Source organism: Kordiimonas sp. (genome assembly GCF_048264555.1).
Classification (GTDB): Bacteria; Pseudomonadota; Alphaproteobacteria; order Sphingomonadales; family Kordiimonadaceae; genus Kordiimonas.
On record NZ_JBLXCX010000001.1, the window covers coordinates 822,833 to 848,997 of the forward strand.

Below are 26,165 nucleotides of genomic sequence, written 5' to 3' on the forward strand. Positions count from 1 at the left end.
CGCCTAGTGGGCGGAGCTGTCACTATCGTTTGCGGCTAGGTTCGAGGCTGCCATGGTGAGAAGTTGCTTCAGAAGCTCTGAGCGGTCCCACACCTCAGAGGCTTCGAGAAGCGCCTGTTTCTCCGCTGGCGAGAAGGGCACGATCATCGAGAGGGTGTTCACAAGCACATCATCGGGTGCTTCCGCAATGGCGCTGAAGTCTGCGTCCAGCCCTTTGATATCAAGATATGCTTTTAGGGATGCCATCAGGGTATCCCGCTCCACCCGGGTTTTGCTGTTGCCGCCCCATGGGTCCTCTTTGAAGGCTTTCCAGTCGGCGCGCACCTGTCTGTAGGGTGTGGTAACACTCAGTTCTTCATCCACACGGAAGCGGGACAGGCCTTTGAGCCGAATGAGGATGCGGCCATCCTCGGTCTCGTGAAACTCGCTGATCGAGCCGACACCGCCAATAGAGAAAAGCGGCGGGGCTTTGCCATTTCCTTCTTTTTCGCGCGGCTGCAACATGCCGATGAGATTGTGGCCCGTGGCGGCGTCCCGCACCATCTTGAGGTAACGGGGCTCAAATATATTGAGGGGCAGGCTGGCGCCGGGCAGCAGGATCACCCCCGGTAGCGGAAACACAGGAATAACGGAAGGCAAAGCGTCCAGAGTTTTGCTTTTCTCCGTCATCCCCAAACCCTCAGCTAAACAGCACTGACGACAGGCGCCGCCGGTATTTCATCGTGAAGGGGTCACTGGCGCCTGCGGCTTCAAACAGCTTCAGAAGCTGCTTGCGCGCAGCGTCTTCGTTCCATTCACGCTCGCGCATGATGATGCCGAGAAGGACTTCCGCCGCTTTATCAAGCTCGCCCGTTCCCTGGTAGGAGAGGGCAAGCGAATAGCGGGCTTCATGGTCAAGCGGGTTGCTTTCAACTTTGGCTTCAAGCTCTGCCCGGTCGCCCGCCTCTGCACCCTCTGCAGCAAGATCAAGGGCCGTGCGGATACGCGCGAGGCGTTCTTTCTGTTTCGGGTCCTCGATCTCATCCTCGGCAACAGCTTCAAGGATGCGGGCTGTTTGGTCGCTTTGCCCCAACTTAAGGGACGCCTCGGCCATGCCGATCAAGGCGGCTGTATTGCCTTGGTCATGCATCAGGATCTGCTGGTAAATCTGGGCTGCCTGCATCGCTTCGCCGCTATCAAGCAAGCCGTTTGCATGCTCAACAGCTTCCGCGATCGGGTCATCACCACCCTCACCGCCGGACATGGCAACAAGCTTGTCGACAAAGGTCTTGAGGTGTGAGGGTGGCACAGCGCCCTGGAAACCATCAACAGGTTGCCCTTGCCAGAACGCCAGCACCGTTGGCAGGCTTTGCACTTGCATCTGGGCACAGAGTTGCTGGTTCTGGTCCGCATTTACCTTCACGAGCGCCACGGCGCCGTTCGCGGCCTTTACGGCTGCTTCAAGGGCGGGCATCAGCTGTTTGCACGGGCCGCACCAGTCAGCCCAGAAATCAACAATCACCGGGCGCTGTTGGGAGGCTTTGATGACATCTTCGCCAAAAGAGCGCGTATCCGTGTCTTTTATAAAATCTGTGCCTGCGCCGGGGGTGCCGTCGCCAATGAGTGCGTCCATCTCAAAACTCTTGGATCAAATTAATACTGTACCAACAGGCGCTCTGGCCCATGGCGATCTACCGCTGACCATAGGAGGTCATGCCGGTCTTTGCCAGAGGGGATTATCTATTTTTTCGCGTTTTCCGGCCGTGGCTTCAGCTGAGGTCAATTATCAGCGGTTCATACCCGCAGGCACGGATAAATTTAAGGAGGTCATCGGGGGCGATGGCCGTGGTGGCGGCATTATGAAGTGGGTGGCAATTGACGACCGGGCCCGACAGCAGCGTTTTATCAATAGCGACTGTAAGCGAAGGCTCTTCGCCTTCAGGCACCCGCGCGTTAAAGAGCCCAAAGGCGGTGACGGAGCCGGGCTCTACCCCCAGCATGTCCCTCAAGCTATCCGCACTCCCGAATGACACGCGCCCAAGGCCGATGTGGTCCGCGAGTGTGCGAAGGTCGATTTTCACACTTTCCTCAGCCACCACAAGCGCGCGGCGCTTTTTCTTGTCACGCACAAAGAGGTTTTTGGTGTGCCAGCCCGGCATGCCGCCTTCTGCGCCCCGCCGTGCGGCCTGGGCTTCCTCGACCGTGAAAACGGGGGCATGCCGCACCGTTTTGGTAGCGATGCCAAGCGTTTCCAGAAAGGTAAAAAGGGCATCCTCAGCGGGAAGCGATTCCATGATCCTGACCTGTGTTTCTCGTTTGAACTGAGGGTTTTATCGCATAAATCACTATGCATTTCATGAGCTTAGTGAGGTTTCATAAAAAAATAAAAAAAGGTGTTGCAATGGCAATGCGGATAGCTATTATCCCGCCTCGCAGACGGCACCGCCGCCTGTTACCCCTCACAACGCTTGCGTTGTGTACGCGATGAGCGGGCGTAGCTCAGGGGTAGAGCACAACCTTGCCAAGGTTGGGGTCGTGAGTTCGAATCTCATCGCCCGCTCCATCTTCTCCTTGAGAAATCAAGGCGTTACAAGAAGCCTCCTCGACTAGCGATAGTCTGGAGGCTTTTTTGTTTTCCGTGGATTTTAGGGTGGAGGCTGTGCCGCGTGAGGCTGATCTTGCATCGCCATTGTGGGCGTGCGGCATATACGAATATCCCGCCTCCCGTCTTATAGATATGGGCTCAAACGGGATTGCTTCAAGACCCTGTTCATCCTGTACATATGCGCCGGATCGTTATTTCACGGAGCAAGCTGATGACATCTTCCACCGATAACCTCCCGCTGGAGTTTTACCATGGCACGCGAGCAGACCTGAAGCCCGGGGACTTGATTGAGACGGGCTATAACTCCAACTTTGGCAAGCGAAAGCGGGCGTCCTGGGTTTATCTCACAGGCACGCTGGATGCAGCGATATGGGGAGCTGAATTGGCTGTCGGTGATGGGCGAGAACGCATCTATATCGTGCAGCCGACAGGTGCGATCATAGACGACCCGAACCTGACGGACAAAAAATTTCCAGGCAACCCGACAAAATCCTACCGTTCCGCATTACCGCTGCGGGTGATCGGGGAGGTCGAAGAATGGCGGGGTCATTCGCCCGAACAGTTAAAAACTATGCGGGATCGTCTTCAATACTTGAAAGAACAGGGTATCGAGGCGATTGACTGAGGCCTCCTCGATCAACGCGGCGTAACTAGGTTTGCCTAGAGACGCGCTTCTGTCGTTCGGCAACGGCGGCGAGGATCGTGCGTTTTTCTTCATTGCTAGCGGTAGACCATACCGCGATCTCGCCCCGGGTGCGCAGGCAGCCGATGCAATAGGTGCTGCTGCTATCAAGTTTGCAGGTACCAATACATGGGCTTTCAACCTCACCCCAGGTCACTATTTTAGTATTGCTCATACGGGTTTCAATAATGGGGCGGTGGTGGCTCGGATTTGCTGTCGCGTCTGCCGCCGTCCTCAAGCTCGATCACTTCCGCCTGCAGCTTCTCTAGCCGCCTTTTAAGGCGGTCAATCTCGCCCCACTGTGCCGTGACGGTTTCATTGAGTGTATCGATGGTTTCCTGCATGAAGGCGAACCTGATTTCAAGGTCCGCGATCTGCTCGCTGCTGTCTGTCATTCATTCATGCCTTTGCGCGGTGATACAGTTTTTCAAGCCGTTCACCATAAAGCTCACCCACCACATGCCGCCTTAGCTTCAGTGTCGGGGTAAGCTGCTCGTTTTCAATTGAAAAAGCCTCATCCGCGATTATGAAGCGGCGGACCTTCTCAAGGTTTGATAGCCGGTGGTTGATACGGGTCACGGCGGCATCGATTGCCTTGCGGAGGTCAGGGTCGGCGTTCAGCTCCATGCCTTCAAGGGTTTTACCCTTGGCTTTTGCCCAGCCTTTGAGCCATTCGGCATCCGGCACAATCAGCCCGACAAGGTGCGGTTTGCGGTCACCATAAACCATGGCCTGGGCGATCTCGTCCTCAAGGGCAAGCATGCCTTCAATACGCTGTGGTGAAACATTATCGCCCTTGTCATTGACGATAAGGTCTTTTTTGCGGTCGGTGATGACAATGTGATTGTCTTCATCAAACTTGCCGATATCGCCGGTGTGCAGCCAGCCGTCCACAATGGTCTTGGCCGTGGCTTTATCGTCCCGCCAATAGCCTTTCATCACCAGCTCACCTTTCACGAGGATCTCGCCGTCTTCAGCGATTTTCACCTCCGTGTTCGGGAAAATGGTGCCAACCGTGTGCGCCTTGGGGGCGGCTGGCGGGTTCACGGATATAATCGGGCCGGATTCTGTTTGCCCATACCCTTGCAGAAGCGGCAGGCCAAGGGCTTCGAAAAAATACCCCACATCAGGCGCCAGCGGCGCACCGCCGGAGACCAGCGCTTTAATGCGGCCACCAAACTGGTTGTTCACCTTGCGCCGAACCGTAAGGCTCAGGAAGATATTCTCGATCTTTTCCTTGAAGCTCAGGCGTTCACCCTTGGCGATTTTGGTGCCAAGCTCAATTGCCCGGCCAAACAGCTTGGCCTTGGTGCCGCCTTCTTTTTCTATCGCGCGGCTGATGCGGGTGCGCAGCATTTCAAAAAGCCGGGGCACCACCACCATAACCGTGGGTTTGGCCTCCGCCATGTTGGTGGCCAGCTTTTCAAGGCTTTCCGCGTACCAGATTTCCGCGCCGATGGTGAGCGGCCAGCACTGCCCGGCTGTGTGCTCATAAGCGTGGCTGAGCGGCAGGAAAGAGAGAAAGACATTATTAGAAAGCCCAAGCTCGCGGAAAATCTCAATCGCGCCTTCTGCGTTATGGAGGATGGAGCCGTGATGGGTTTTCACCCCCTTCGGCGCGCCGCCTGTGCCGCTTGTGTATATCAGGCAGGCGATATCATGGCGCGATACGTCTTTAGCGCGCCGGGCAAAGTGAGCGACATCGGCTTCCTGTGCGGCAAGGGCCTTGTCCCAGTGGTGCACAGCTACATTGAGCTGTTGCTCAAGTTTCACCTCTTCAATGGTGATGGTGTGCTCCAGTTCATCAGACTGATGCGCGGCTTTGAGGAAGGTGCGGGCAAGCGTTTTGGTGGAAACGATGGCGGCCTTGGCGCCGCTGTTCTCAAGGATATGCAGGTGGTCTCGCGCCGTGTTGGTGATATAGGCGGGCACGGTGATGGCACCAAGGGCCATGATGGCAAAGTCCGCGATCAACCATTCCGGCCGGTTTTCAGAGACGACAACAACCCGGTCACCGGCAACGACACCCAAGGCTTCAAGCGCCTTGGCAAGTTTGCTGACCTCTTCTGCCGTCTCGGTCCAGCTTCTTGATCGCCAGGCTCCGCCTTCCTTGGCGTAAAGCAGTGGTTTGCTGCCCATCTTGGCGGCTTGATCAAAAAACATGGCCGTGAGGCTTTGCCAACGCGCATCTGGCTGCGTGTTCTGCATAGTCTGAGTCTCCCTTACCTTCCCCCGAAAGATCAGTTCTTTTTGGCGCAAAAAGGATTTCGGGGCAAGCCGGAACGCTTGGCAGCGCTGTCAAAACAGTGTGTAGTGAAGCTGGTGTAAAAAAGTTGTCTAATCTGGTTGATCTTTCTTGCATGTGTTCTAGGGCGGTGCCATACCCGACTTATGCGACACACGCTGACGCAGAACTCAGAAACGGTTTGTTGGCCATGAACGGCGACGAAGAAAAAAACGCAGACCATAGCCCCTTGGACGCCGGCGTCCCAGACGACTTCTCGACCGCTCAATCCAGTGATGCCGAAGAACGCCGCCTGCATTTGCGCGCGTTTGATTATTGGCTGCAGCTGAAGGCGGAAAAAGCCTTCCCGCTTTTTAAAGACCTCACACCAGATGGGCTTGCGCCTTTCAAGACCAACACGCTGCTGCTGGAGTTTACACCTGCGGGGGCGGTCGTGCGTTTTGCGGGTGATGATGTGCGCCGCCTGATGGAAGAGCCGATCGGCCCCGGTGTGAGCCTTGAGGCTTTGCCGAAATCTGCTTTTGCGGGGGCGCTTCTGGGCCAGTTTGAAACCGACGACGGGCGTGAGCGTGCGGCGGAGTTTGAATTTGCAGAGGGCTCCCTTGATTGCCGCGGCATTATGCTCCCCTTCAGCCGCACAGGTGACGCACCGCACTTTATCATGGTGGTGGTAAGTTTCCGTGCGCGTGATGCTGCGCTGCGTGAGGTCGCGGAAGAGAGCGATGCCTCTGAATTGGCTGACAGCCTTGACGCCTGTGAGCGTGCGGCAGGCCGGGTGGCGCACCTTGATGGTGGCGGGCGTGATAGCCTTTATCAGGCGCTTGCTGCGGCCCTTTCGCTTTATGAGGAAGGCGAGAAAGCGCCAGACGCCTATAGTGCGCTTCTCAAGCGGCATAAATTGAGGGTGCAGGACCGCGCGCCTTTCACCCCCGTGCTGAAGCTGACATTTGGCAAAAATTACGACAAGACCCGTTTGACGGAATATGCCTCTGCGCTTGCGTTCGCGCGGCGGCACGGCGAAACACCAGAAAGTCTCGTAGCGTTTTTGAAAGCGCAGCCGGGTGGCATCAAAGGCTGTGTGAAAGCCGAGCGTATGGCCCGGCGCGGTGAGGTTGGCAGTGCGGCGCATAACCGCCAGGACGAGGCGCGCGCGCATGCGCTCAAGGCACCTGCCGCCGACATGCAGGCGCTTGATATAGATAGTGAATTTTGCCTTGTGCTTGCACGCCGCAAAGATGGCGGCGGGCTTGAGGCAATTGGCGTGGCAGAGGCCGGGCCAACCACGGTGGACACAATGGTGCGCCGTTTCAAAAAGAAATAACGAAAAGAAAAGACCCCAGTATCCGGTTGTGAAGGGACCAAAACAGTGACCAGTGACGAGCAGTATAAGCAGATCATGGCGGCGATTAGCCGTTTTGCGGTTGAAGCGATGTCAGGTGAAGACTTCGAGGCATTTGACAAGTTTCTAGGCCAGTTTTACGCGCAAGGTCCCGACGATCTGATGGCGGGTGAGCCAGAGACATTGTTCGCGGTAGCGCGCAGCATGTGGCAGATGGCGGAAACCCGGCCGGTAGGTAAACCGCTTATCAAAATCCTGAACCCGCGCGGCGGCAAATCAGGCTGGTCCACCAAACATACGGTTATCCAGATCGTTAATGACGACATGCCGTTTCTGGTCGATTCGATCACCGGCTGTCTGGCGGTCACGCTGCACTCCCGCATCCATATGATGCATCACCCTATCCTTACCCAAAGCCGGGACGAAAAAGGCAAGCGGGTAGCGGCTGGCAAGGGGACCGAGACGACCGAGTCGTACATGTTCATCGAGATCGACGCCCAGTCTGACAAGGACGTCCTGAAGGAGATTGAAGACACGCTGGCAGTAACGCTTGCAGATGTGCGCGCCGCCGTGAGTGACTGGAAAGCCATGCTGGCCAAGATTGACGAGACCGTTGCGTCGCTCACCGTTAATCCGCCACCCATTGAGCAGGAAGAAGTGGATGAAACCATTCGCCTGCTGCGCTGGCTGGGGGCTGATCATTTCACTTTCCTTGGTTTCCGCGAATATCGTTTTGAGGGGGACCCTTCCAAGTTTGATTTCAACCGGGTTGAAGGGTCTGGCCTTGGGATCCTGCGCGATCCGTCCCGTAATGTGCTGCGCGACAAGGAGGGTCTCACGCCCATGTCGCCGGAAATCAGGCACTTCCTGTCCGCACCTGACCCGCTCATCATCACCAAGGCCAATGTGAAATCCACGGTGCACCGCCAGTCGCACATGGACTATATTGGCGTGAAGATTTTTGATGCGAACGGCGTTGCTGTGGGCGAGCGCCGCTTTGTTGGCCTGTTCACATCACTTTCCTACCGCAAGTTTGCAACTGACGTGCCGATCATCCGCGGCAAGGTGGCGAACATCATGCAGCGCTCCCAGTTTGCGCCGCGGTCTTATGCCGCGAAGGCACTGGCGCATATTTTGGAATCTTTCCCGCGCGACGAGCTTTTCCAGGTGGGTGAGGATTGGCTCTTTGACACCTCCCTTGGCATTCTGCAGCTAACGGAACGGCCGCGCCCCCGCGCCTTTGTGCGCCCGGACAGGTTTGAACGTTTTGTCTCAGCCATGGTGTATGTACCGCGTGACAACTACCACTCCGGCCTCCGCCAAGCGGTAGCAGATATCCTCTGCAAATCTTATAATGGTGAGGTTTCGGTTTATTACGCCAACCTCACGGAAGAAGCGCTGGCGCGCTGGCACTTCATCATCCGTACCTTCCCCGGCAAAGTGCATAACCCGGATGTGGAAGACATCAACCGCGCCATTGCGGAAGCTGCGCAAGGCTGGGTAGACCGGCTGCATGCCGAACTGATCGCGCATAACGGTGAAGAACGGGGCAGTGCGCTGCATCACCGCTACAAGAGCCGCTTTAAGGTTGCCTACCGCGAGGCGTTTACACCAGCGCAAGCCGCGTATGACGTGCAGAAACTTGAGGACGTTTCCGGTCAGGACGATGTGCGGGTTGATTTCTATCGTCACCGTGAAGACGGGGACAACCGCTTCCGGCTCAAGATTTATCACGGCACCCAGCTGATCGCGCTCACCAATTGTATGCCGATCCTTGAGAATATGGGCTTCAAGGTGCTCTCGGAGCATTCTTATGAAGTTGAGGGTGTGGCCACCAGCTATATCCATGATTTCTCGCTCGACCGGCCCGAAGGCACGCCGTTTGCGCTTGAGCGTTTGAAGCCGCTGATTGAAGAGCTGTTCGTGAAAGTGTGGCACGGCAAGGTTGAAAACGACGGTTTCAACGAGCTGGTGATTACCTCCGCCATGAGCTGGCAGGAGATTTTGATCCTGCGGGCTTACGGCAAATACCTGCGCCAGCTTGGCATGGGCTACACGCCTGACTATATCGCTGACAGCATGGTTGATAACGCGCAGATTTCCGCGCAGCTCGTGGCGCTTTTCAAGGTACAGTTCGACCCGGCCTATGAAGCAACAAACCGCGACACCATGGCCGAGAATATCGTCACCGATATCCGTAGCCTGATGGACGCGGTAAATAGTCTCGATCACGACCGTATCATGCGGGCTTACCGCAATGTTATTCGCGCAACCATTCGCACCAACTTCTACCAGCCTGGTGTGATTGAAGGTGTTGATGAGCGTGCATTGGCATTCAAAATTCGCTCCCGCCAGGTGGACGAAATGCCGCTGCCAAAACCATTCGCCGAGATTTGGGTCTATAACCCCCGCGTTGAAGGTGTGCACCTGCGTGGTGGCCCGGTGGCGCGGGGTGGCTTGCGCTGGTCAGACCGTCGCGAGGATTTCCGTACCGAAGTGCTCGGTCTTGTGAAAGCGCAACAGGTGAAAAACGCGGTGATCGTGCCGCAGGGCGCGAAAGGCGGCTTCTATCCCAAACAGCTGCCGCCGATGAGCGACCGCGAAGCTTTCATGGCGGAAGGGATCGCGGCTTACCGTACCTTTATCTCCAGCCTTCTGTCGGTGACAGACAACCTTGTTGGCAACAAAGTGAAGCCTCCCAAGGATGTTGTGCGCCGGGATGGGGACGATCCTTACCTCGTGGTGGCAGCGGACAAGGGCACAGCCACCTTCTCTGATATTTCAAACGGTATCTCGGTTGAGCAGAAATTCTGGCTTGGAGATGCGTTTGCCAGTGGTGGCTCCAACGGCTATGACCACAAAAAAATGGGCATCACCGCCAAGGGTGGCTGGGTCAGCGTTCAGCGCCACTTCCGCGAGATGGGCATCAATGTCCAGAAAGATGAGTTTACCGTTATTGGCGTGGGCGACATGTCTGGCGATGTGTTCGGGAACGGCATGCTGCTCTCGAAAACCATTCGTCTGAAGGCAGCCTTCAACCACATGCATATCTTTATCGACCCCAACCCAGGCGACACTAAAGCCGCGTGGAAAGAGCGTAAACGCTTGTTTGATATGCCGCGCTCAAGCTGGGAAGATTATGACAAGAAGCTGATCTCCAAGGGTGGTGGTGTGTTTGCGCGGTCCGCGAAATCCATCTCCCTGACGCCTGAGATCAAGGAATGGCTGAACGTTGAAGCGGACGCCATGACCCCAACCGACCTTATTCATATGATCATGAAGGCGGAGGCTGACCTCCTGTGGTTCGGCGGTATTGGCACTTATGTGCGTGCCACAAGCGAGAGCAACGCCCAGGTGGGTGACCGTGCGAACGACGGCTTGCGTGTGACCGCACCAGAGCTGAAGGTGAAGGTGATTGGTGAGGGCGGTAACCTCGGCATGACCCAGAAAGCGCGGATTGAGTTTGGCCGCCGCGGCGGCAGGCTCAACACCGACTTTATCGACAATTCCGCCGGGGTGGATTGCTCGGATAAGGAAGTGAACATCAAAATTCTGCTCACAGGTGCTATCGCCAACAAAAACCTCAAGGCGGAAGACCGTGATGCCCTGCTTGCTGAGATGACAGATGAAGTGTCTGAGATCGTGCTTTCGGACAACTATTTGCAAACACAGGCAATCTCGCTTGCGGAAGCAAACGCGGTTCGGTCCCGCGAGTATCACCTGGGCCTGATGCGCGCACTTGAGCGTGACGGCGGCCTCAATCGTGAGATTGAATATCTGCCGTCTGACGAAGGTTTTGCGGAACTGGCCGCAAACGAACAGGGCCTTTCACGGCCGGAGATCGCAACCCTGATGGCTTACGCCAAAATGTCGCTGCTCGACATTCTGGTGAAAAGCAAGCTGATTGAAGACCCCGTGCTTCGGCCTGAACTTGAGTGGGGTTTCCCAAGCGTGCTGCGCAAACGTTTCGCGGATGACCTTTCAAACCACCGTCTGAAACGTGAGATTATCGCAACTGTTCTCGCCAACGAGGTGGTGAACTGGGCTGGCCTCACCTTTGTATATGAGGTGAAGGAAGAAACCGGCCTTGGGGTTGAAGATATTGTGGCGGCTTTTGTGATTGTGCGCGCTGTTTTTGGTTTGCAAGACCAGTGGGAAGCCATCAACGATCTTGACTATAAGGTCCCGGCCACTGTGCAGTATGACATGCACCAGTCGGTATCTGATTCGATGAAGCAACAGGTGATGTGGGTGCTCAGGAACCTGCCACGGCCATTTGACGTGAGCGGGCTTGTGGAGCGTTTCTCTGACCCTGTGAAAAAGCTCTTTGGCATCAAGCAGGAAATTCTGTCTGAGCCTGCACAGGAAGCTTTTGTGAGCCGCCGTGACGCACTCAAGAAGGCGGGTGTTGGCCATGATCTGGCAACATTTGTTTCTGCCTTTGAGGTGCTGGCGTCTGGCCCTGATATCATTGAGGTGGCGGAGAAAGCCGGCAAGCGGGTTGACTATGTGGCGGCGGTGCACTTTGCCCTTGGCGACAGACTCGGTTTTGACTGGCTGCGCCAGCGCGCAGACCGCATTCAGGCGGAAAACCACTGGGATGTGCTTTCCGTTCGGTCCGAGCTTGAAGACCTTGCGGACCAGCAGCGCGCGCTCGTTGAGAAGGTTTGCCTTGAAGCGGGTGAACGTACGGCGCGGCAGGCAACCAAAGACTGGGCGTCTTCCCAGGCCACACGCATCATCCGTGCGGAACGCCTGATTGAAGACCTCAGCTCATCTGGTGGCCTGACGGTGGCGAAACTGAGCTTTGCTACACGCCACCTGCGCTCGATCCTGCGTTAGGGACATATCTGAGGAGGAGGGGGAGCTCCACCATGGCGTCTGAGCCAGAAAATAAAGAGACAGAAGCGCCTGCCGGGAAAGGCGGGCGCCTCTCCAAAGACACGCTGAACCTGATTATAGCGGCCTGTGCGGTGCTGATCTCCGCCGCCAGTTTTGTTGCTACTTACCTGCAGTCGGATGCCGCCTACAGGCAGGTGAAGGCCGAGACATGGCCATATCTCCAGCTCAGCTCCAGCAACTATGATATGGGCAGCGACTCCAAAGTCATTTCGCTTAACCTTGAAAACGCAGGCGTTGGCCCTGCGGCGGTGAAGAGCTTCACGCTCTATTACGACAAGCAGCCGGTCGAGACAGTTTGGCACTTATTGCTCGCCTGCTGCACAGATGAGGGCACAGACAGGATGACGTTTGTGCAGGCTTATATCGATGGGTCGCCTGAAGCGCCCATTATCACATCCGGGGCTTCGGGGCAGATCATGCCAAGCGGCAATGGCGCTGGCCTTTTCATCATGCCGCGTGATGCCTCCAATGCTGAGCTTTGGGAAAGGCTTGATAAAGCCCGGCACAAGCTTGAAGGCAGAGCCTGTTACTGTTCGCTGCTTGAAGAATGTTACATGACAGATTTCAAATCTGACCCGGTTGAGGTGAAGATGTGCCCGGCTAACCCCCACAAGAATTATAATGGATGACAATAAAGAGGCTGGCGCATATGCCAGCCTCTTTATTGTTAAGGGTAGCCCCGAGCCTTCGCGAGGAATGGGGGAGGAAAAGGCCCGGGGCAGAAGCTCAAGGGGGTCAGGAGCTTCGTAGAGAACATCAGTGGAAACGCATTCCTTTTACGAGGCGTCGAGGAAACGCCCTTTGTTCCAATCATCGATTGTCGCGAGAATTTCTTCCCGCGTGTTCATCACAAACGGGCCGTATCGCGCCACAGGTTCACGGGTGGGCGCCCCTGCAATCATCAGGAACTGCGCGCCGGGTTTGCCTTTCACGGTTACGCGGTCGCCATCAGACAACACGGCCAGCGTGCGGGTCGGCACAGTTTGTTCACCCACGATAAAACCGCCCTTTATGCCGTATAGAAACGCCGTATGGCCGGGTGCCACCGGCAGTGTCGCCTCGCCCTTTGTGAGCGTGATATCCGCGAAAAATGGCTTCACGGCGATGTCGCGCACAGGGCCGGCCTCACCCAGAAGCTCGCCTGCAACAAGCCGGGCTTCATAGCCGTCCCCAACCACGGTCGGGATCGTGTCTTTGGTCACATCCTGATAGCGGGGTGAGATCATCTTCTTGGCGGCAGGCAGGTTTACCCACAGCTGGAAGCCGTGCACATCCTCATCTGACGCAACGGGCATCTCTGAATGGATGATACCGCGCCCGGCTGTCATCCACTGCGCATCGCCGGGGCCGATCACCCCTTTGTTGCCCACGCGGTCGCCATGTTCCATGCGGCCAGACAACATATAGGTTACGGTTTCAAAACCCCGGTGCGGATGCTCGGGGAAACCGGCACCTTTGGCCTCTTTTGGCAGCACCATCTCGTCAAGCAGGAGGAAGGGGTCCAGCACAGAAAGGTCTTGCCGGCCAATGGTGCGGTGCACAGTAACACCTTGCCCCTCCGGGGTGGCAACAGCCTGATAGAGGCGTTCAATTTTACGGTCTGTCATCTTCTTTCTCCTGCCCCTAAAGCCAGTCGCGGCCATGGGGTGCATCAAGGTCCATCACCGGGCCATGTGGGATAATACCACCTGGGTTGATGGTCTTGTGGCTCTTGTAATAGTGCGCTTTGATATGGCTCATATCCACCGTCTCGCGCACGCCGGGCAGCTGGTAGATTTCGCGCATATAAGCGCTCAGTTCTGCATAGTCTGCGATGCGGCGTATGTTGCACTTGAAGTGGCCCACATAAACGGGGTCAAACCGCACAAGCGTGGTGAATAGCCGGATATCAGCTTCGGTGATGCCATCGCCCGCCAGGTACCGGTTTTCAGCCAAGTGTTCCTCCAGCCAGTCAAGCGTTTCAAAAAGTGGGATAACCGCCTCTTCATATGCGCTTTGCGTGGTGGCGAAGCCCGCTTTGTACACACCGTTGTTGACCGTGTGATAAACACGCTCGTTGATATCATCGATCACACCGCGCAGGGCTTCGGGGTAATAGTCCCCCTCTTTCGCGCCGATACCGTCAAAGGCGCTATTAAGCATGCGAATGATCTCCGCACTTTCGTTTGAGACGATCGTGCCGGTCTTTTTATCCCACAGCACAGGCACGGTAACACGGCCTGAATAGTCGCTTTTCGCGCGGGTATAAATTTCATGGAGGAAACGGGCACCATAGAGGGGGTCACCTGTGCTGCCGTTCTTCTCATCAAAGGTCCAGCCGTCTTCAAGCATATCAGTACCCACGACAGACACGCTGATCACCTGCTCCAGCCCTTTGAGCGCGCGCATCACCAGTGTGCGGTGCGCCCACGGGCACGCGAGGGAGACATAAAGGTGATACCGCCCGGCTTCGGCCTTGAACCCGCCGCTGCCGGAGGGGCCAGCCTCTCCTGTTGCTGTGATCCAGTTCCTGAAAGCGGACTCCTGGCGCTTGAAGCGCCCGTCGCTTTTGGTGTCATACCACTGGTCGTGCCATTTGCCGTCGATCAGCAAACCCATGTTCGCCTCCTTGGTTCATTGTTATGAACCCTAGATAAGGATTATGGCGACCATCGGTAGGGCGTGAAAATCGAAGTCAGTGTTGCTGAAATGCGAACGCGAGCGAGCTATAGACGAGCCTATAGGTTGCAGGCGTTGCAGTCTTTGCTGAAACAGTCTGCAAGATGGTCAATAAGCGCGCGCACCTTGAGCGGCAACAGGCGGCGCTCTGGATAGAGGGCATAAAGCGTGGTGGGTGCGCGCGGGAAATCCGCCAGCACCTCAACAAGGCGGCCACTTTCAAGCCCCTCATATACATAAAAGCGTGGCAGGTTCGCGATGGCGAGGCCCGCGAGCGCTGCTTCGAGCTGCATCTGGCCGGAGTTGGTGGTTAACCGGCCCTTGACCCGGACACCCTCCGTTTCCGTACCGGTGCCAAAGCGCCAGTGTTTTGCGGCCTCAACGTTGGAGTAGAAGATAGACTCGTGATCCTTGAGGTCTTCCGGCTTTTCTGGCGCACCGTGTTTGGCGATATAGTCAGGGCTTGCCACAAGGTGGCTGCGCATTTCCGCAAGCTTGCGCGCAATCAGGCTGGTGTCGTCTAGGTCTCGCGTGATGCGCAGGCCAAGGTCATACCCCCCGCCGATGATATCCACCCGCTCATCCGTCAGGTTCATTTCAAACTTCAGGTCGGGGTGCTTTGCGATAAAATCCATCAAAGGCGCGCCGAGGAAAAGATCAGCAAAACTGCGGGGTGCGGTGATACGAAGCGTGCCAACAAGATTGTCATCGGTGCATTTCACCGCCTGGGCTGCGTCCTCAAGATCATCAAGAATGCGCTGGCCGCGCTCATAAAACATCATGCCCTGATCGGTTGGCGCCACACCCTTGGTGGTGCGGGCAAGCAACCTGACCCCAAGGTCATCCTCCAGCATCTGGATGCGGCGCGACGCAACAGACTTGGTGATGTGAAGCGCTTTTGCGGCAGCCGTCAGGTTGCCGGTTTCCACGGCGCGGCAGAAGGTGCGGATAGCGGCGAGGTCCATAACAGGCTCCGTTGTTGCAGTGCGAACAATATCAGATGAATCATGCGCCAGTGTCGCGCTTCCCGCAACAAAAAACCGGCCCCAGAATAGACAATCAGAGGCCGGTCTATGCGCAGGCTAAAGTCTCAAGTATTTATCGCCAGCGGCGGCTGATGTAAAAACACGCGAGCCCGCCACAAAGGAACATGATGCCAAAAGCATAGTGCCAGCTGATAGCGGAAGGCTGGTTTGCTTTGGCGCTATCAAACAGGGTGTATTTGCGGTAGCCACCCTCCACAGGTTCAATGAAGCTGTTTCCCTTGTTCTCGCGCAAGGTCTGGAAAGCATAGTTTACGCGCTCGCTCAGGCTCTTGTTTTCACTATCGGGCCCACCGACCGAGAGAAACTCATAGATCATGGGCGATTCGCCCTTCTGGATCACGCCTTCAGAGCGGTAGGAATATATCATGTGCCTGCCGTCGGGGATCGAATAGGCGAGGCCAAACATGCCGCCGCCCAGCATGATCATGATAAGGCCAGCAACCAGCCAGGCCCGTACAAACTGGCTTTCTTTGTTCTGGCGCGTCAGCACTACTTGGCGCACGTCCTTGATCTCCCGAAGCTTATCCAGCTCCGCCGCATAAACCGACCGGCACAGGTCTTCCACATCAATGGAATAAGCGGCCATAAGCCGCGCAAATATATCCTCGGACGGGTAAGACTTTCCCGTTTCCAGTTTGGACAGATAGGATTGTTCGATATCGGCCCTCGCTGCGGCCTCGGGCTGGGTCCAGCCTGCTTTTTCGCGTGTCTGTCGTATATAGTCACCAAACTTCATGTTGGTCTCCTGTTCGGCGGTCTTTTTGCGCCGCTGCCTGCGAAAAGTGGCTTGGCCGTACGCCCGGTACGCCCTACGCCTCTCTTCTTGACCCCGGCACAAAATAGTTCCGCCGGGTGACGTAGACGTCTCTGCAGCCGCCATAGTTTGTTGAAAACACAACACATTCTTTGGAAGTCATGCCGGGAATGCCAGATGAATATAGCGGAATATCACGCCTATTGAGGAAATATTGCCTGAACTTTCGAATGCGAACGATGTTTCAGCCGTATCAGCGATATATGTTTGAGCGACGGAGACACAGCATGACGATAACCCTTCGGGTCTTTTTGTGTGTGGCAGCGTTTGTTGCTGCAATACCTTTTGCAGAGGCCAGCGAGCGTCAGATAGACGATGCTACCCTTGACCGGCTGTTGGAGCGTGCGGAGGAAAATAAAGCGCGGCTAGGTCTCACCCCTGAGCAAGAGGCGCGGGTCAAACCGATTATGGAAGCCGGACGTGACCGCCAGCTTGCCATTCTCGAAAGATATGGTTTTGGCCGTGGCCAGAAACCCTCCCTGAGGATGCGCGAAAAACTGAAGCTGGCGAGGGAAATGAAAGCGGCGCGATCGGATACAGAATCAGCCCTGTCCAAACATATGAGCCGGGAGCAGATGGCGATCTACAAGGATATTCAGGACGAGCGGCGCGAACGCATGAAGGCTTACCTGAACGAACACAAGCGTTGATCTTTGTTTCAGCCCAACAAAAAACCGCCCCAAAGCGAGGCGGTTGTTCGTTTACACTACCCGAAAGCAGATAGGCTTATTTAGGCGCGATCACCATGATCATCTGGCGGCCTTCCATCTTGGGGCGCGCCTCGATCTTGGCTTCTTCTTCCATCTCACCTGCAACCTTGTGAAGAACTTCCATGCCCAGCTCCTGGTGTGCCATTTCACGGCCACGGAAGCGGATGGTTACCTTCACCTTGTCACCCTTTTCGATGAACTGGTGAATTTTCTTCATCTTGGTCTGGTAGTCATGAACATCGATGCCCGGACGCATCTTGATCTCTTTGACTTCCTGGGTTTTCTGGTTCTTGCGGGCAGCGTTGGCTTTCTTCTGCTGCTCGTATTTGAACTTGCCGTAATCGAGAACCTTGCATACGGGCGGTTCCGCGTTTGGCGAGATCTCGACGAGATCAAGACCTGAGTCTGCCGCGATGTTCATCGCTTCAGCCGTTGACACGACACCGTGGTTTTCACCATTAGCTCCGATCAGCCGGACTTCTCTTACCCTGATCTGATCGTTAACGCGCGGCCCTTCCTGTTTGGGTGGGGTCGCAAATTGCCCTCTACGTATGGTCAGTTCTCCTGTCGAAGTTAAGTAGCGGGCCACACATGTAGCCCGCCTTGCACTTTTTACTATAGCTTGTAACGCGCCCGGTGCAAAGCCTTGAAAAACGTGGGCTTTGGCAGACTGTTACGGATTAGCCACATTAGTTGCCTGTTGGCATCGTTGCCTCAGCGGCCAGTTGGGTCGCAGCCTCGTCAAGCGGCATCACCTTGTTCTCGTTTGAGCCCAGGCGCCGCATGGACACTTTGCCCTCTTCCGCTTCGCGCATGCCCACTACCAGAATAACTGGCACCTTGGCGTGGCTGTGCTCACGGACCTTATAGTTGATCTTCTCGTTCCGAAGGTCCGTTTTCACCCGCATATCAAGGGCTCCAAGCTTGTCAGCAACCGCTTGCGCGTATTCATCCGCCTCCGAGGTGATCGGGGCAATCACGGCCTGCGTTGGCGCGAGCCAAAGCGGCATCTTGCCAGCATAATGCTCGATCATGATACCAATGAAACGCTCAAGCGTGCCAAGGATGGCGCGGTGCAGCATCACCGGGCGGTGCTTGTTGCCGTCTTCGCCGATATAGCTTGCGTCCAGCCGTTCAGGCAGCACGAAGTCTGTCTGCAAGGTGCCACACTGCCACGTACGCCCGATCGCGTCCGAGAGGTGGAACTCAAGCTTCGGCCCATAAAATGCCCCTTCGCCGGGCGCATACTCAAACTCCAGCTTCGCGGCCTTGAGCGCTGCTTCAAGCGCACCTTCCGCCTTGTCCCAGATCTCGTCCGTGCCCGCACGCATCTCCGGGCGGGTGGCAAGCTTGACCTTGAACTCAGGGAAGCCGAGGTCGCGGTAAACGCTGGCGAGGAGCGCACAGAAAGCAACGCTTTCTTCCGTCACCTGATCCTCACGGCAGAAGATATGCGCATCATCCTGCGTCATTTGCCGCACACGCATCAGGCCATGCAAAGCGCCGTGTGCCTCGTTCCGGTGACAGCAGCCAAACTCCGCAAAGCGGATCGGCAGGTCACGGTAGCTTTTGATGCCTTGTTTGAAGATCTGAACGTGCGCGGGGCAGTTCATTGGCTTCAACGCCATCAGCTTCGCGTCACCAGAGAGCACAGGTGCGTCTTCTTCGGTGCTCGGGATTTCATCGGGCACAACAAACATGTTTTCGCGGAACTTGGACCAGTGGCCAGACTGTTCCCAAAACTTGCTGTCGAGAAGTTGCGGTGTTTTCACCTCGCGGTAGCCTGCGCCTTGCAACCGGCCCCGGATGTATTTTTCCATCTGCAGCCAGATTGTATAGCCTTGCGGATGCCAGAAAACACTGCCCTGTGCTTCTTCCTGCAAATGGAACAGGTCCATCTCGCGGCCCAGCTTGCGGTGGTCACGTTTCGCGGCTTCTTCAAGGCGCAACAGGTAGGCTTTCAGTTCTTTTTTGTCGGTCCAACACGTGCCGTAGATGCGGGTCAGCATCTCGTTTTTGCTGTCACCGCGCCAGTAAGCGCCCGCTACCTTCATCAGCTTGAAGGCATCGCCCAGCTTGCCGGTTGACGGCAGGTGAGGCCCGCGGCACAGGTCAAGCCAGTTGCCTTGCTTATAGATGGTAACTTCTTCGCCCGCCGGAATGGCTTCGATCAGTTCGGCTTTATAGTGCTCACCGATCTTCTTGAAGTGCGCGACTGCGTCGTCACGGCTCCATACCTCACGGATGATCTCTTCATCGCGTTTCACGATCTCGTGCATGCGCTTTTCAATCACCTCAAGGTCTTCCTCGGTGAAAGGTTTGTCGCGCGCAAAATCATAAAAGAAGCCGTCTTCAATAACGGGGCCGATGGTGACCTGCGTACCGGGAAACAGTTCCTGCACCGCTTCCGCCATGATGTGCGCGGCGTCGTGGCGCATCAGCTCAAGGCCGTCATCGTCACGTTTTGTGATGATGGAAACATCAGAATCCACTTCAATCGCACGGCTCAGGTCCCACAGCTCACCATTCACTTTAATGGCAAGCGCAGCCTTGAGGAGGCCAGGACCAATATCTGACGCGAGGGTGGTGCCGGTCACCGGGCCATCAAACGTGCGCACGCTGCCGTCTGGCAGGCGCAGGTTGACCGGGTTTTTGACACTCTCGTTCGCGTTCATTGGTCTGGATTCCTTAAAATAGAAAATATGGAATTCGCGAGTTAACTAGCCCCCGCGCGGAAGTCAAGCAAAGCCTTGGGTTTTATACCCTACGGGTTGAAAAGAATTGCTGTGCGGTGACGGTTTCATCACAGCATTTTCTGATCAACGGAAAGGAATATTTCACGCTACTATACGGTTCGGTTCCCAGATTATTGTTGAAAAACACCTTCCGAGCGGATTTCTTAAAGGTGTGGCAGGTCGTGGGGACCGGCCATAACCTTATGGTGCGCTTATTTAATGGCAGTATTTCCCAAGACAATCTGGATGGTATGGCTGCAGGGCGAGCAAGCTGCACCAAGCCTCGTGCAGCAATGTATTAAAAGCTGGCGCGTCCATAACCCTTCCTGGGTGATAAATGTGCTGAACCAGGAAGATGTTGATCAACTGTGGGACACTGAACAGGAGCGCACAGCCGCGTCAAAAATGTCAGCGGCAGCGCTATCCGACTGGGTGCGGCTCAAGCTCCTTATGACCCGAGGCGGGGTTTGGGCCGATGCCACGCTTCTCTGTAAAACATCACTAGATTCTTGGCTTCCCATGTTTCTATCGGCTGGTTTTTTTGCGTGTAGCAGCCCGGCGCCGGACCGACCGATAGCCAGTTGGTTTCTGGCGGCCGTTCCCAAGCATTATATCGTTCATAAGTGGTATCAGGCCGCACTGTCTCTATGGTCCCATGAGAGGCTTGAAAAAGCTGATGGTGTTGCGGAAGCTGGTAAGTTTGTCGGAGATGCGGTTACTGAGCCTTTTGCCTGGCGCACTCGGCCTTTTTGGCAGACGTTGACTAGTGCGCCGTATTTCTGGTGCCACTATCTTTTTGATTTTCTGCTTCAGCATGACGCGCGATACGCTGAGATCTGGGCAAAAGCTCCCAAACTTTCAGCCAACCCGACGCACGTTATGCAACGGGGCGGTGTTATCAAAAAACAGCGCTGGAGCGAGAAAGAAGTACTGCGGCAGGCAAGCCTTGATATCGCACCCTTCTATAAACTTTGCTGGCGTACCATGAACCCAAGCGAACTGCCGACGCTGCAGGTGTTGCTTGATTATTGTAGTGAGAGACGCGAAAAACGTTCTGACCCATAATCAAGAGCATCTGGAAAATTCATGTCTGACCCCGATTTTTTGATCACGAAGCACGGCACACGGATTGCCTATCACCGCACAAAAGGCGCGGGACCGGGCGTTGTGTTTCTGGGCGGGTTCATGAGCGACATGGAAGGCTCGAAAGCCCTCGCGCTTGAAGAACAGGCGCGGCGCGCAGGCCGCGCATTTGTGCGGTTTGACTATCAGGGCCATGGCCAGTCATCCGGAAAATTTGCGGACGGGACCATCGGTCTTTGGCTCAAGGATGCGCTGGCGGTGATCGACCGCCTGACGACAGGCCCACAAATCCTTGTTGGCTCTTCCATGGGGGGGTGGATCGCGCTTTTGGCTGCGAAAGCCCGCCGCGCACGGGTGAAGGCGCTTGTTGGGATTGCCGCCGCGCCTGATTTCACGCTTTGGCACTGGGATGCGTTGTCAGACGAAGAGCGCAACACGATCCTCACGGAAGGCCGCTTGCTGGTGCCAAGTGACTATGGCCCCGACCCTTATGTTTTCACCCGCGCGCTCTTTGAAGATGGCTGGCGTAACCGCGTGAACCATGCCCCTATCCATTTGCATATCCCTGTGCGGCTCATCCAAGGCACCGCTGACCCGGATGTGCCGTGGCAAACCGCGATAAGCATCGCTGACAATCTAACGGGCGAAGATGTTGAGGTTGTGCTGGTGCCGGGGGGTGACCATAGGCTGTCACGCGATGTGGACCTCAAGCGCCTTGTGCGCGTCGTTGGCACCCTCGCGGAGGAAATCTGATGGCGGGTAAATATTCAAAGCTGAACCGGGCGCAGATTTTCGAGTTTTTTGCCCGCCTCGCGGAAGATAACCCAAACCCTGAGGGTGAGCTTGATTATGTGAATGAGTTCACGCTTCTGGTGGCTGTTGTGTTGTCCGCGCAGGCGACGGATGTGGGGGTAAACAAGGCCACAAAAAACCTTTGGCCGGTGGCTGATACGCCGGAGAAGATGCTCGCGCTTGGTGTTGACGGCCTCAAGGAACATATCAAAACCATCGGGCTTTATAACGCCAAGGCCGAAAATGTGATCAAGCTGTGCCGCGACCTGATTGAAAAACACGGCTCAAAAGTGCCGGAAACGCGGGAGGAGCTGCAGGCGCTCGCGGGCGTGGGCCGAAAAACCGCCAATGTGGTGCTCAATATCGCCTTTGGCCAGCCCACATGCGCTGTGGATACGCATATATTCCGCGTTTCAAACCGTACCGGCCTTGCGCCCGGCAAGAATGTAGACAGGGTTGAGGACGCCTTGATGAAAGTGATCCCCGAGCCGTTTCAGCTTCATGCCCATCACTGGCTTATCCTGCTTGGTCGTTATATCTGCAAAGCCCGCAAGCCGGACTGCGCCAAATGCAAGCTCACCGACATCTGCCTTTATAAGGAAAAGACGATTTGACGCCACGCGACCCGGAAAAACTGAAGAAGCGGCTGCTTTTTGGTCTGCCTTATGGCCTTTCCGTGCTGTTTGCGGCGATGGGGTTGCCAATGGCGCTTGGCATGGTTGACCCTAACCCGGTTTATGGTGTGCGGACCGCCCGCACGATGGCGGACCCGGCGGTCTGGTACGCCGCTAACACCACCGGCGGCACGGCGATGGTGGTGCTGGGCCTGCTCTCGCTGGTTATCGTTTATCTCCTGCACCGCTTTTGGGGTACGGACAGCGACAAAAAACTGATTATACCTATCTTTGTGCCGGTGGTTTTCACGTGCTGGAGTGCGGCTATTGCGCTCAGCCATGCGTGACCCTTGCGGGCCCGTAGCCCCGCCACCCTTCAAACAAAGCTCACAAACGGCCTCCCAAGCCGTCGTCTCCCTGATAGCTCAACAAAGGAGGCGATTATGGGTTCATCAATTTCACTAGTGCTCGCAGGCGCTGCAATGCTTGGTTTCACGACAGTGGGATCAGCGAGCAATGTGGTTTCAGACACGCAGCATGTTGCAAAGTCAGAGGCTCAGGGCCAAAGCTGCAGCAAAGGCAACACCGGCGTTGCAGGCATCAGTGTGAGCGGCAAGGAAGGCGACGCTTTCACGATTTCGCTCACATGCGGCAGTACGGTTGTCACCTCATGCACGGCCACGGTGAACAGTTCCGGCATCGGGCAGTGCCACGCACAGGCAACAATGCCAAACAGCGAGGCCATGACCTGCCCGGTGAAAGCTGCGAGCGGCAACTCCAAACAAGCAGGTGTTATCGCGACAAGCTGCTATTGATTGGCGGCGGGCTTGCCCCACACTATAGAGCTGACTAAGGCCGGAGATTCTCCGGCCTTAGTCGTCCAATGTTTCCCCGAACCACATGACAAATCTGGAATTGATGCTAGAACGCACTAGCTATCTCATCAGACATCTTGTGTTCTCAGGGGGACTATATGCGTATCTTGAAACTGCTTGGCCTTGGGGTTTTGGTGCTTATCACCGTTATGGTCACGCGCACCTTTATGATGCTGCCAGCGGGCGAGGCACGAACGCTTAGAAGTGCGGAAATAGATCCTGTTGAAGCCCGGCGCATTGGCGAAAACCTCGCTGCCGCCATCCGTTTCCAAACCATCAGCCACAGCCTGGACACACCTCCCGATGATGCGGCGTTCAAGGGTTTTCATACCTTCCTTGAAGAAACCTACCCCGGCGCGCACCGGGTGATGGAGAAAGAAGTCGTCTCAGACTATTCCCTGATGTACCGCTGGCCAGCGGGGGGTGAGAGCAGTAAAAAACCAATCGCCCTTCTGGCGCATATGGATGTGGTGCCAATCCCCGAATATGGGCTGAAAGATTGGAAGTACCCACCGTTTGACGGCGTGATCGATGAGGATGGTGTCTTGTGGGGGCGTGGTGCACTTGACGACAAGGGCATCCTGATCTCTCTGATGGAGGCTGCGGAACGGCTGGCGGCAGCCGGTTTCACGCCAGACCGGGATATCTATTTCCTTTTTGGGCATGATGAAGAGCTTGGCGGTGACCTTGGTGCCATCAAGATGGCCGAGCGCCTCGCGGCCAAGGGCGTACAGCTCGCGTGGGCGATGGATGAAGGCTCCGCGATGACAGATGGCATCGTGCCTGGCGTGGGGAGCCCGGTGGCGCTTGTGAGCCTTGGTGAAAAAGGATCAGTCACCCTCAAGTTTTCGGCCGAAGATGAAGGTGGGCATTCAAGCGCACCAAAAGAGTTCACGGCTGCAAGCCTTGCCGCCAAAGCGGGTGTGGCGGTGATGGACAACCCCTATGATGCGGTGCTGGATGAGCATCTGGAGGAGTTTTTATTTGCTGTGGCGCCCGAGCAGCCTTTCATCAACCGCATGATGATCGCGAACCTGTGGCTCACCCGCCCGCTTCTTGAGGCACAGCTTTCAAAAAGCCCGACAGTTGCTGCGTTCATGCGCACAACAACAGCCTTCACCATGATGAAATCGGGCACCAAAGCAAATATTTTGCCCCAGTATGGCGAGGCGGTTGTGAACTACCGCATCCACCCGCGTGATACGGTTGCGAGCGTGACCGAGCGCGCCCGGGCACTGGTTGCGGACGAGCGCGTGACGATTGAGAATTTGGGCGGCGGGCGAGAAGCTACCAGCCTTTCTAGCCCCATGGGGGAAGGCTATCAGGCGATTGAAGCCACCATCCGGGACGAGTTTGGCGATATTCCCATCGCACCAACGCTGACGGTACAGGGGACAGACGCGCGGCACTATGACGCTGTGGCAGACGGCGTGTACCGCTTTATGCCATTTGTGTTCAAACCCGATGATCTCAAGCGTATCCACGGCACCAATGAAGCTGTGCCGATTACGGTGATTGCCCGGCAGGTGGATTTCTTCGAGAAGCTCATGCGGCGTTCGGCGGGTGAATAGCACTATTGCGTGAGCATAGCCCTCCGCAGTAGTGGGGGGCTTCAAAGTACGCTAGTATACAGAGCGAGTATTCGACGAACTGAAGGTCATCTGAGGAGGGGAAGATGAAAAAGCTCCCGGTTATTACCAGCATTTTTGCTGCCTGTTTTGCTGTCTCAGGCTTTGGTGCGGCGCAGGCGTTTGATCACCACGAGAAGGGTGACATGCACGACGTGCACAAGGCGGCGATGGAAAAAGCACAAACCAAGTGCGACGCGGCGATGAAAAAGGCCGAAGGCGGGTCCGACGAGGACAGGGCCAAAGCCCAAGCCAAGTGCGACAAGGCCATTGCCAAAGCTCACAAGAAACAAGCCAAAGACATGGGCAAGGAACACAAGAGACACGCCAAGGATATGGCTAAGGCTCATAAAAAACATGCCAAGGACACGGCAAAAGAGCACAAGAAGCACGCCAAAAAGATGAAGGATAAGGCCAAAAAAGAGAAGGATGAGCACGAAGACGAGGAAGAGGAAGACCCCTCAGCCTAAGGTGCTCCCTTTATTCCACGTGAAACCGCTGCCGGGGCAACTTTGGCGGCGGTTTTTGTTGCTGGTTTTCAGGTGTTATCGATTTCCATCAGTATGAGGGTGCGGCCCGGCACTTTGGCTGTATCGGTGCCTGTCTCCCTAAAACCAAGCGACGCATAAACATGCCGCGCGCGGGCATTCTCTTCATACACATCGAGCCAGATGGTTTTGAGCGTCTGGTCTTTGGAGAAGTGCTTCAGTATGTCTCGCATGAAGGTGGTGCCAAGCCCGGCACCGCGCCGCGCCACAATGATCCGGCGCCATTCCAGGCGTTCGGGTGTGTTATAGGTCAGGATCGCGTAGCCCAGCGGTTTTTCTTCAACATCTTCTGCGACGAAGTAATGGAAACTGGGGTGCGCCAATTTTTCGCGGTGGGTATCTTCGTCCCAACTGTGTACATATTGATTTGCCGGGTCGAGCTCTAACGCCCGAATGAAAAAGATATCCTCCTCATTGGCTGGCCTGATCCGGTAATAAGGTGCCATATAAACAATCCCCCAATCGCGTTATGGAAAACCACTATGACAGAATTTGAGCTTCACCCGCAACTACTTGCAGATACGGTGGAAATCTGCACCCTGCGCCTTTGCCGCGTGCTTATTATGAACGACAGCACATACCCGTGGCTCGTTCTGGTGCCTGAACGCTTTGGGATGCGCGAGATACATGCGCTCAAGGAGGCTGACCAGCAAACCTTGATGCGGGAAATCAGCCATGTGGCATCTGTGATGGAGACGCTGTTTCAGGCGGATAAGATGAATGTGGCTGCGCTTGGCAATATGGTGCCGCAGCTCCATGTCCACATCATCGCGCGCTATGAGGGGGACGCTGCATGGCCCGGCCCGGTGTGGGGGAAAGTGCCTGCAAAAGCCTATGAACCAGCCGCCTGTGCTGACACGATCACTAAAATAAAAGAGGCGCTCGAAAGCGCCTCATGAATATGTCGTAT

Annotated in this window: 26 protein-coding genes and 1 tRNA gene; 14 read left to right on the top strand and 13 right to left on the bottom strand. The window is 56.0% G+C overall.

Annotated features, from left to right (window positions below):
• Positions 1 to 3: 3 nt before the first annotated feature.
• The 3 genes from ACN0XZ_RS04005 to ACN0XZ_RS04015 form a co-directional block, all read right to left on the bottom strand.
• The gene (locus ACN0XZ_RS04005; protein ID WP_417456420.1) at positions 4 to 669 is read right to left on the bottom strand and encodes an LON peptidase substrate-binding domain-containing protein; all 666 of its coding nucleotides are present in this window, start codon (positions 667 to 669) and stop codon (positions 4 to 6) included.
• Between the two features lie 10 nt (positions 670 to 679).
• Positions 680 to 1,612, bottom strand: a complete 933-nt coding sequence (gene trxA / locus ACN0XZ_RS04010) for a thioredoxin (protein WP_417456421.1) — start codon at positions 1,610 to 1,612, stop codon at positions 680 to 682.
• A 136-nt stretch (positions 1,613 to 1,748) separates the two neighbouring features.
• The gene (locus ACN0XZ_RS04015) at positions 1,749 to 2,273 is read right to left on the bottom strand and encodes a prolyl-tRNA synthetase associated domain-containing protein (RefSeq protein WP_417456422.1); all 525 of its coding nucleotides are present in this window, start codon (positions 2,271 to 2,273) and stop codon (positions 1,749 to 1,751) included.
• Positions 2,274 to 2,467: 194 nt separating this feature from the next.
• On the opposite strand from ACN0XZ_RS04015, the gene ACN0XZ_RS04020 reads away from it, so the two are divergent.
• Both ACN0XZ_RS04020 and arr read left to right on the top strand, forming a co-directional pair.
• Positions 2,468 to 2,542, top strand: a tRNA-Gly gene (locus ACN0XZ_RS04020).
• 253 nt (positions 2,543 to 2,795) lie between these two features.
• Positions 2,796 to 3,209 carry an NAD(+)--rifampin ADP-ribosyltransferase gene (arr, locus tag ACN0XZ_RS04025; RefSeq protein ID WP_417456423.1) on the top strand — a complete coding sequence of 138 codons (414 nt, stop codon included), beginning with the start codon at positions 2,796 to 2,798 and terminating at the stop codon, positions 3,207 to 3,209.
• 25 nt (positions 3,210 to 3,234) lie between these two features.
• Here the strand turns inward: arr and ACN0XZ_RS04030 are convergent, their stop codons facing one another.
• Genes ACN0XZ_RS04030 through ACN0XZ_RS04040 form a run of 3 tightly spaced genes read right to left on the bottom strand, consistent with a single transcriptional unit; the run spans position 3,235 to position 5,474 of the window.
• Positions 3,235 to 3,441 carry a DUF1289 domain-containing protein gene (locus ACN0XZ_RS04030; protein WP_417456424.1) on the bottom strand — a complete coding sequence of 69 codons (207 nt, stop codon included), beginning with the start codon at positions 3,439 to 3,441 and terminating at the stop codon, positions 3,235 to 3,237.
• Between the two features lie 7 nt (positions 3,442 to 3,448).
• Positions 3,449 to 3,661: a SlyX family protein gene (locus tag ACN0XZ_RS04035; RefSeq protein WP_417456425.1), complete on the bottom strand. Its 213-nt coding sequence runs from the start codon at positions 3,659 to 3,661 to the stop codon at positions 3,449 to 3,451.
• 4 nt (positions 3,662 to 3,665) lie between these two features.
• Positions 3,666 to 5,474, bottom strand: coding sequence for an AMP-dependent synthetase/ligase (locus tag ACN0XZ_RS04040; protein ID WP_417456426.1), 1,809 nt, complete (start codon positions 5,472 to 5,474; stop codon positions 3,666 to 3,668).
• Positions 5,475 to 5,701: 227 nt separating this feature from the next.
• Between ACN0XZ_RS04040 and ACN0XZ_RS04045 the strand changes: the two genes are divergently transcribed.
• Genes ACN0XZ_RS04045 through ACN0XZ_RS04055 form a run of 3 tightly spaced genes read left to right on the top strand, consistent with a single transcriptional unit; the run spans position 5,702 to position 12,381 of the window.
• Positions 5,702 to 6,832 (top strand): hypothetical protein, encoded by a 1,131-nt coding sequence (locus ACN0XZ_RS04045; RefSeq protein ID WP_417456427.1) that lies wholly within the window; start codon positions 5,702 to 5,704, stop codon positions 6,830 to 6,832.
• Between the two features lie 45 nt (positions 6,833 to 6,877).
• Complete coding sequence (locus ACN0XZ_RS04050; RefSeq protein WP_417456428.1) at positions 6,878 to 11,692, top strand: NAD-glutamate dehydrogenase; 4,815 nt, start codon at positions 6,878 to 6,880, stop codon at positions 11,690 to 11,692.
• A 32-nt stretch (positions 11,693 to 11,724) separates the two neighbouring features.
• On the top strand, positions 11,725 to 12,381 hold the full coding sequence (locus ACN0XZ_RS04055) for a hypothetical protein (protein WP_417456429.1): 657 nt from the start codon (positions 11,725 to 11,727) through the stop codon (positions 12,379 to 12,381).
• Positions 12,382 to 12,528: 147 nt separating this feature from the next.
• Here ACN0XZ_RS04055 and ACN0XZ_RS04060 read toward each other — a convergent pair whose 3' ends face one another.
• From ACN0XZ_RS04060 to ACN0XZ_RS04075, 4 genes are all read right to left on the bottom strand, one after another.
• Positions 12,529 to 13,359, bottom strand: coding sequence for a pirin family protein (locus ACN0XZ_RS04060; protein ID WP_417456430.1), 831 nt, complete (start codon positions 13,357 to 13,359; stop codon positions 12,529 to 12,531).
• Positions 13,360 to 13,375: 16 nt separating this feature from the next.
• Complete coding sequence (locus tag ACN0XZ_RS04065) at positions 13,376 to 14,350, bottom strand: glutathione S-transferase family protein (protein WP_417456431.1); 975 nt, start codon at positions 14,348 to 14,350, stop codon at positions 13,376 to 13,378.
• A 119-nt stretch (positions 14,351 to 14,469) separates the two neighbouring features.
• The gene (locus tag ACN0XZ_RS04070) at positions 14,470 to 15,375 is read right to left on the bottom strand and encodes a LysR family transcriptional regulator (protein WP_417456432.1); all 906 of its coding nucleotides are present in this window, start codon (positions 15,373 to 15,375) and stop codon (positions 14,470 to 14,472) included.
• A 133-nt stretch (positions 15,376 to 15,508) separates the two neighbouring features.
• A complete protein-coding gene (locus tag ACN0XZ_RS04075; protein WP_417456433.1) occupies positions 15,509 to 16,192 on the bottom strand; it encodes a helix-turn-helix domain-containing protein in 684 nt (227 codons plus the stop codon).
• A 305-nt stretch (positions 16,193 to 16,497) separates the two neighbouring features.
• On the opposite strand from ACN0XZ_RS04075, the gene ACN0XZ_RS04080 reads away from it, so the two are divergent.
• Complete coding sequence (locus ACN0XZ_RS04080; protein ID WP_417456434.1) at positions 16,498 to 16,920, top strand: hypothetical protein; 423 nt, start codon at positions 16,498 to 16,500, stop codon at positions 16,918 to 16,920.
• A gap of 76 nt (positions 16,921 to 16,996) precedes the next feature.
• Here ACN0XZ_RS04080 and infC read toward each other — a convergent pair whose 3' ends face one another.
• Entirely contained in the window at positions 16,997 to 17,533 is a 537-nt protein-coding gene (gene infC / locus ACN0XZ_RS04085; RefSeq protein ID WP_417456651.1) for a translation initiation factor IF-3, read from the bottom strand.
• 136 nt (positions 17,534 to 17,669) lie between these two features.
• Positions 17,670 to 19,655 carry a threonine--tRNA ligase gene (gene thrS, locus ACN0XZ_RS04090; RefSeq protein WP_417456435.1) on the bottom strand — a complete coding sequence of 662 codons (1,986 nt, stop codon included), beginning with the start codon at positions 19,653 to 19,655 and terminating at the stop codon, positions 17,670 to 17,672.
• A gap of 279 nt (positions 19,656 to 19,934) precedes the next feature.
• Between thrS and ACN0XZ_RS04095 the strand changes: the two genes are divergently transcribed.
• From ACN0XZ_RS04095 to ACN0XZ_RS04125, 7 genes are all read left to right on the top strand, one after another.
• On the top strand, positions 19,935 to 20,780 hold the full coding sequence (locus tag ACN0XZ_RS04095) for a capsular polysaccharide synthesis protein (RefSeq protein WP_417456436.1): 846 nt from the start codon (positions 19,935 to 19,937) through the stop codon (positions 20,778 to 20,780).
• A gap of 21 nt (positions 20,781 to 20,801) precedes the next feature.
• Entirely contained in the window at positions 20,802 to 21,551 is a 750-nt protein-coding gene (locus ACN0XZ_RS04100) for an alpha/beta hydrolase (RefSeq protein ID WP_417456437.1), read from the top strand.
• Entirely contained in the window at positions 21,551 to 22,204 is a 654-nt protein-coding gene (gene nth / locus ACN0XZ_RS04105; RefSeq protein WP_417456438.1) for an endonuclease III, read from the top strand. Before ACN0XZ_RS04100 ends, nth begins: the two co-directional genes overlap by 1 nt.
• Positions 22,201 to 22,551, top strand: a complete 351-nt coding sequence (locus tag ACN0XZ_RS04110; protein WP_417456439.1) for an SdpI family protein — start codon at positions 22,201 to 22,203, stop codon at positions 22,549 to 22,551. The genes nth and ACN0XZ_RS04110 overlap by 4 nt, the downstream gene beginning before the upstream one ends.
• 96 nt (positions 22,552 to 22,647) lie before the next feature.
• Complete coding sequence (locus ACN0XZ_RS04115) at positions 22,648 to 23,019, top strand: hypothetical protein (RefSeq protein WP_417456440.1); 372 nt, start codon at positions 22,648 to 22,650, stop codon at positions 23,017 to 23,019.
• A gap of 158 nt (positions 23,020 to 23,177) precedes the next feature.
• Positions 23,178 to 24,650 (top strand): M20/M25/M40 family metallo-hydrolase, encoded by a 1,473-nt coding sequence (locus ACN0XZ_RS04120; RefSeq protein WP_417456441.1) that lies wholly within the window; start codon positions 23,178 to 23,180, stop codon positions 24,648 to 24,650.
• Positions 24,651 to 24,754: 104 nt separating this feature from the next.
• Positions 24,755 to 25,177 (top strand): hypothetical protein, encoded by a 423-nt coding sequence (locus tag ACN0XZ_RS04125; protein ID WP_417456442.1) that lies wholly within the window; start codon positions 24,755 to 24,757, stop codon positions 25,175 to 25,177.
• Between the two features lie 68 nt (positions 25,178 to 25,245).
• On the opposite strand, the gene ACN0XZ_RS04130 is transcribed toward ACN0XZ_RS04125, so the two are convergent.
• Positions 25,246 to 25,701, bottom strand: coding sequence for a GNAT family N-acetyltransferase (locus ACN0XZ_RS04130; RefSeq protein ID WP_417456443.1), 456 nt, complete (start codon positions 25,699 to 25,701; stop codon positions 25,246 to 25,248).
• A gap of 36 nt (positions 25,702 to 25,737) precedes the next feature.
• On the opposite strand from ACN0XZ_RS04130, the gene ACN0XZ_RS04135 reads away from it, so the two are divergent.
• Entirely contained in the window at positions 25,738 to 26,154 is a 417-nt protein-coding gene (locus ACN0XZ_RS04135; RefSeq protein WP_417456444.1) for an HIT domain-containing protein, read from the top strand.
• The last annotated feature ends 11 nt before the right edge of the window (positions 26,155 to 26,165 follow it).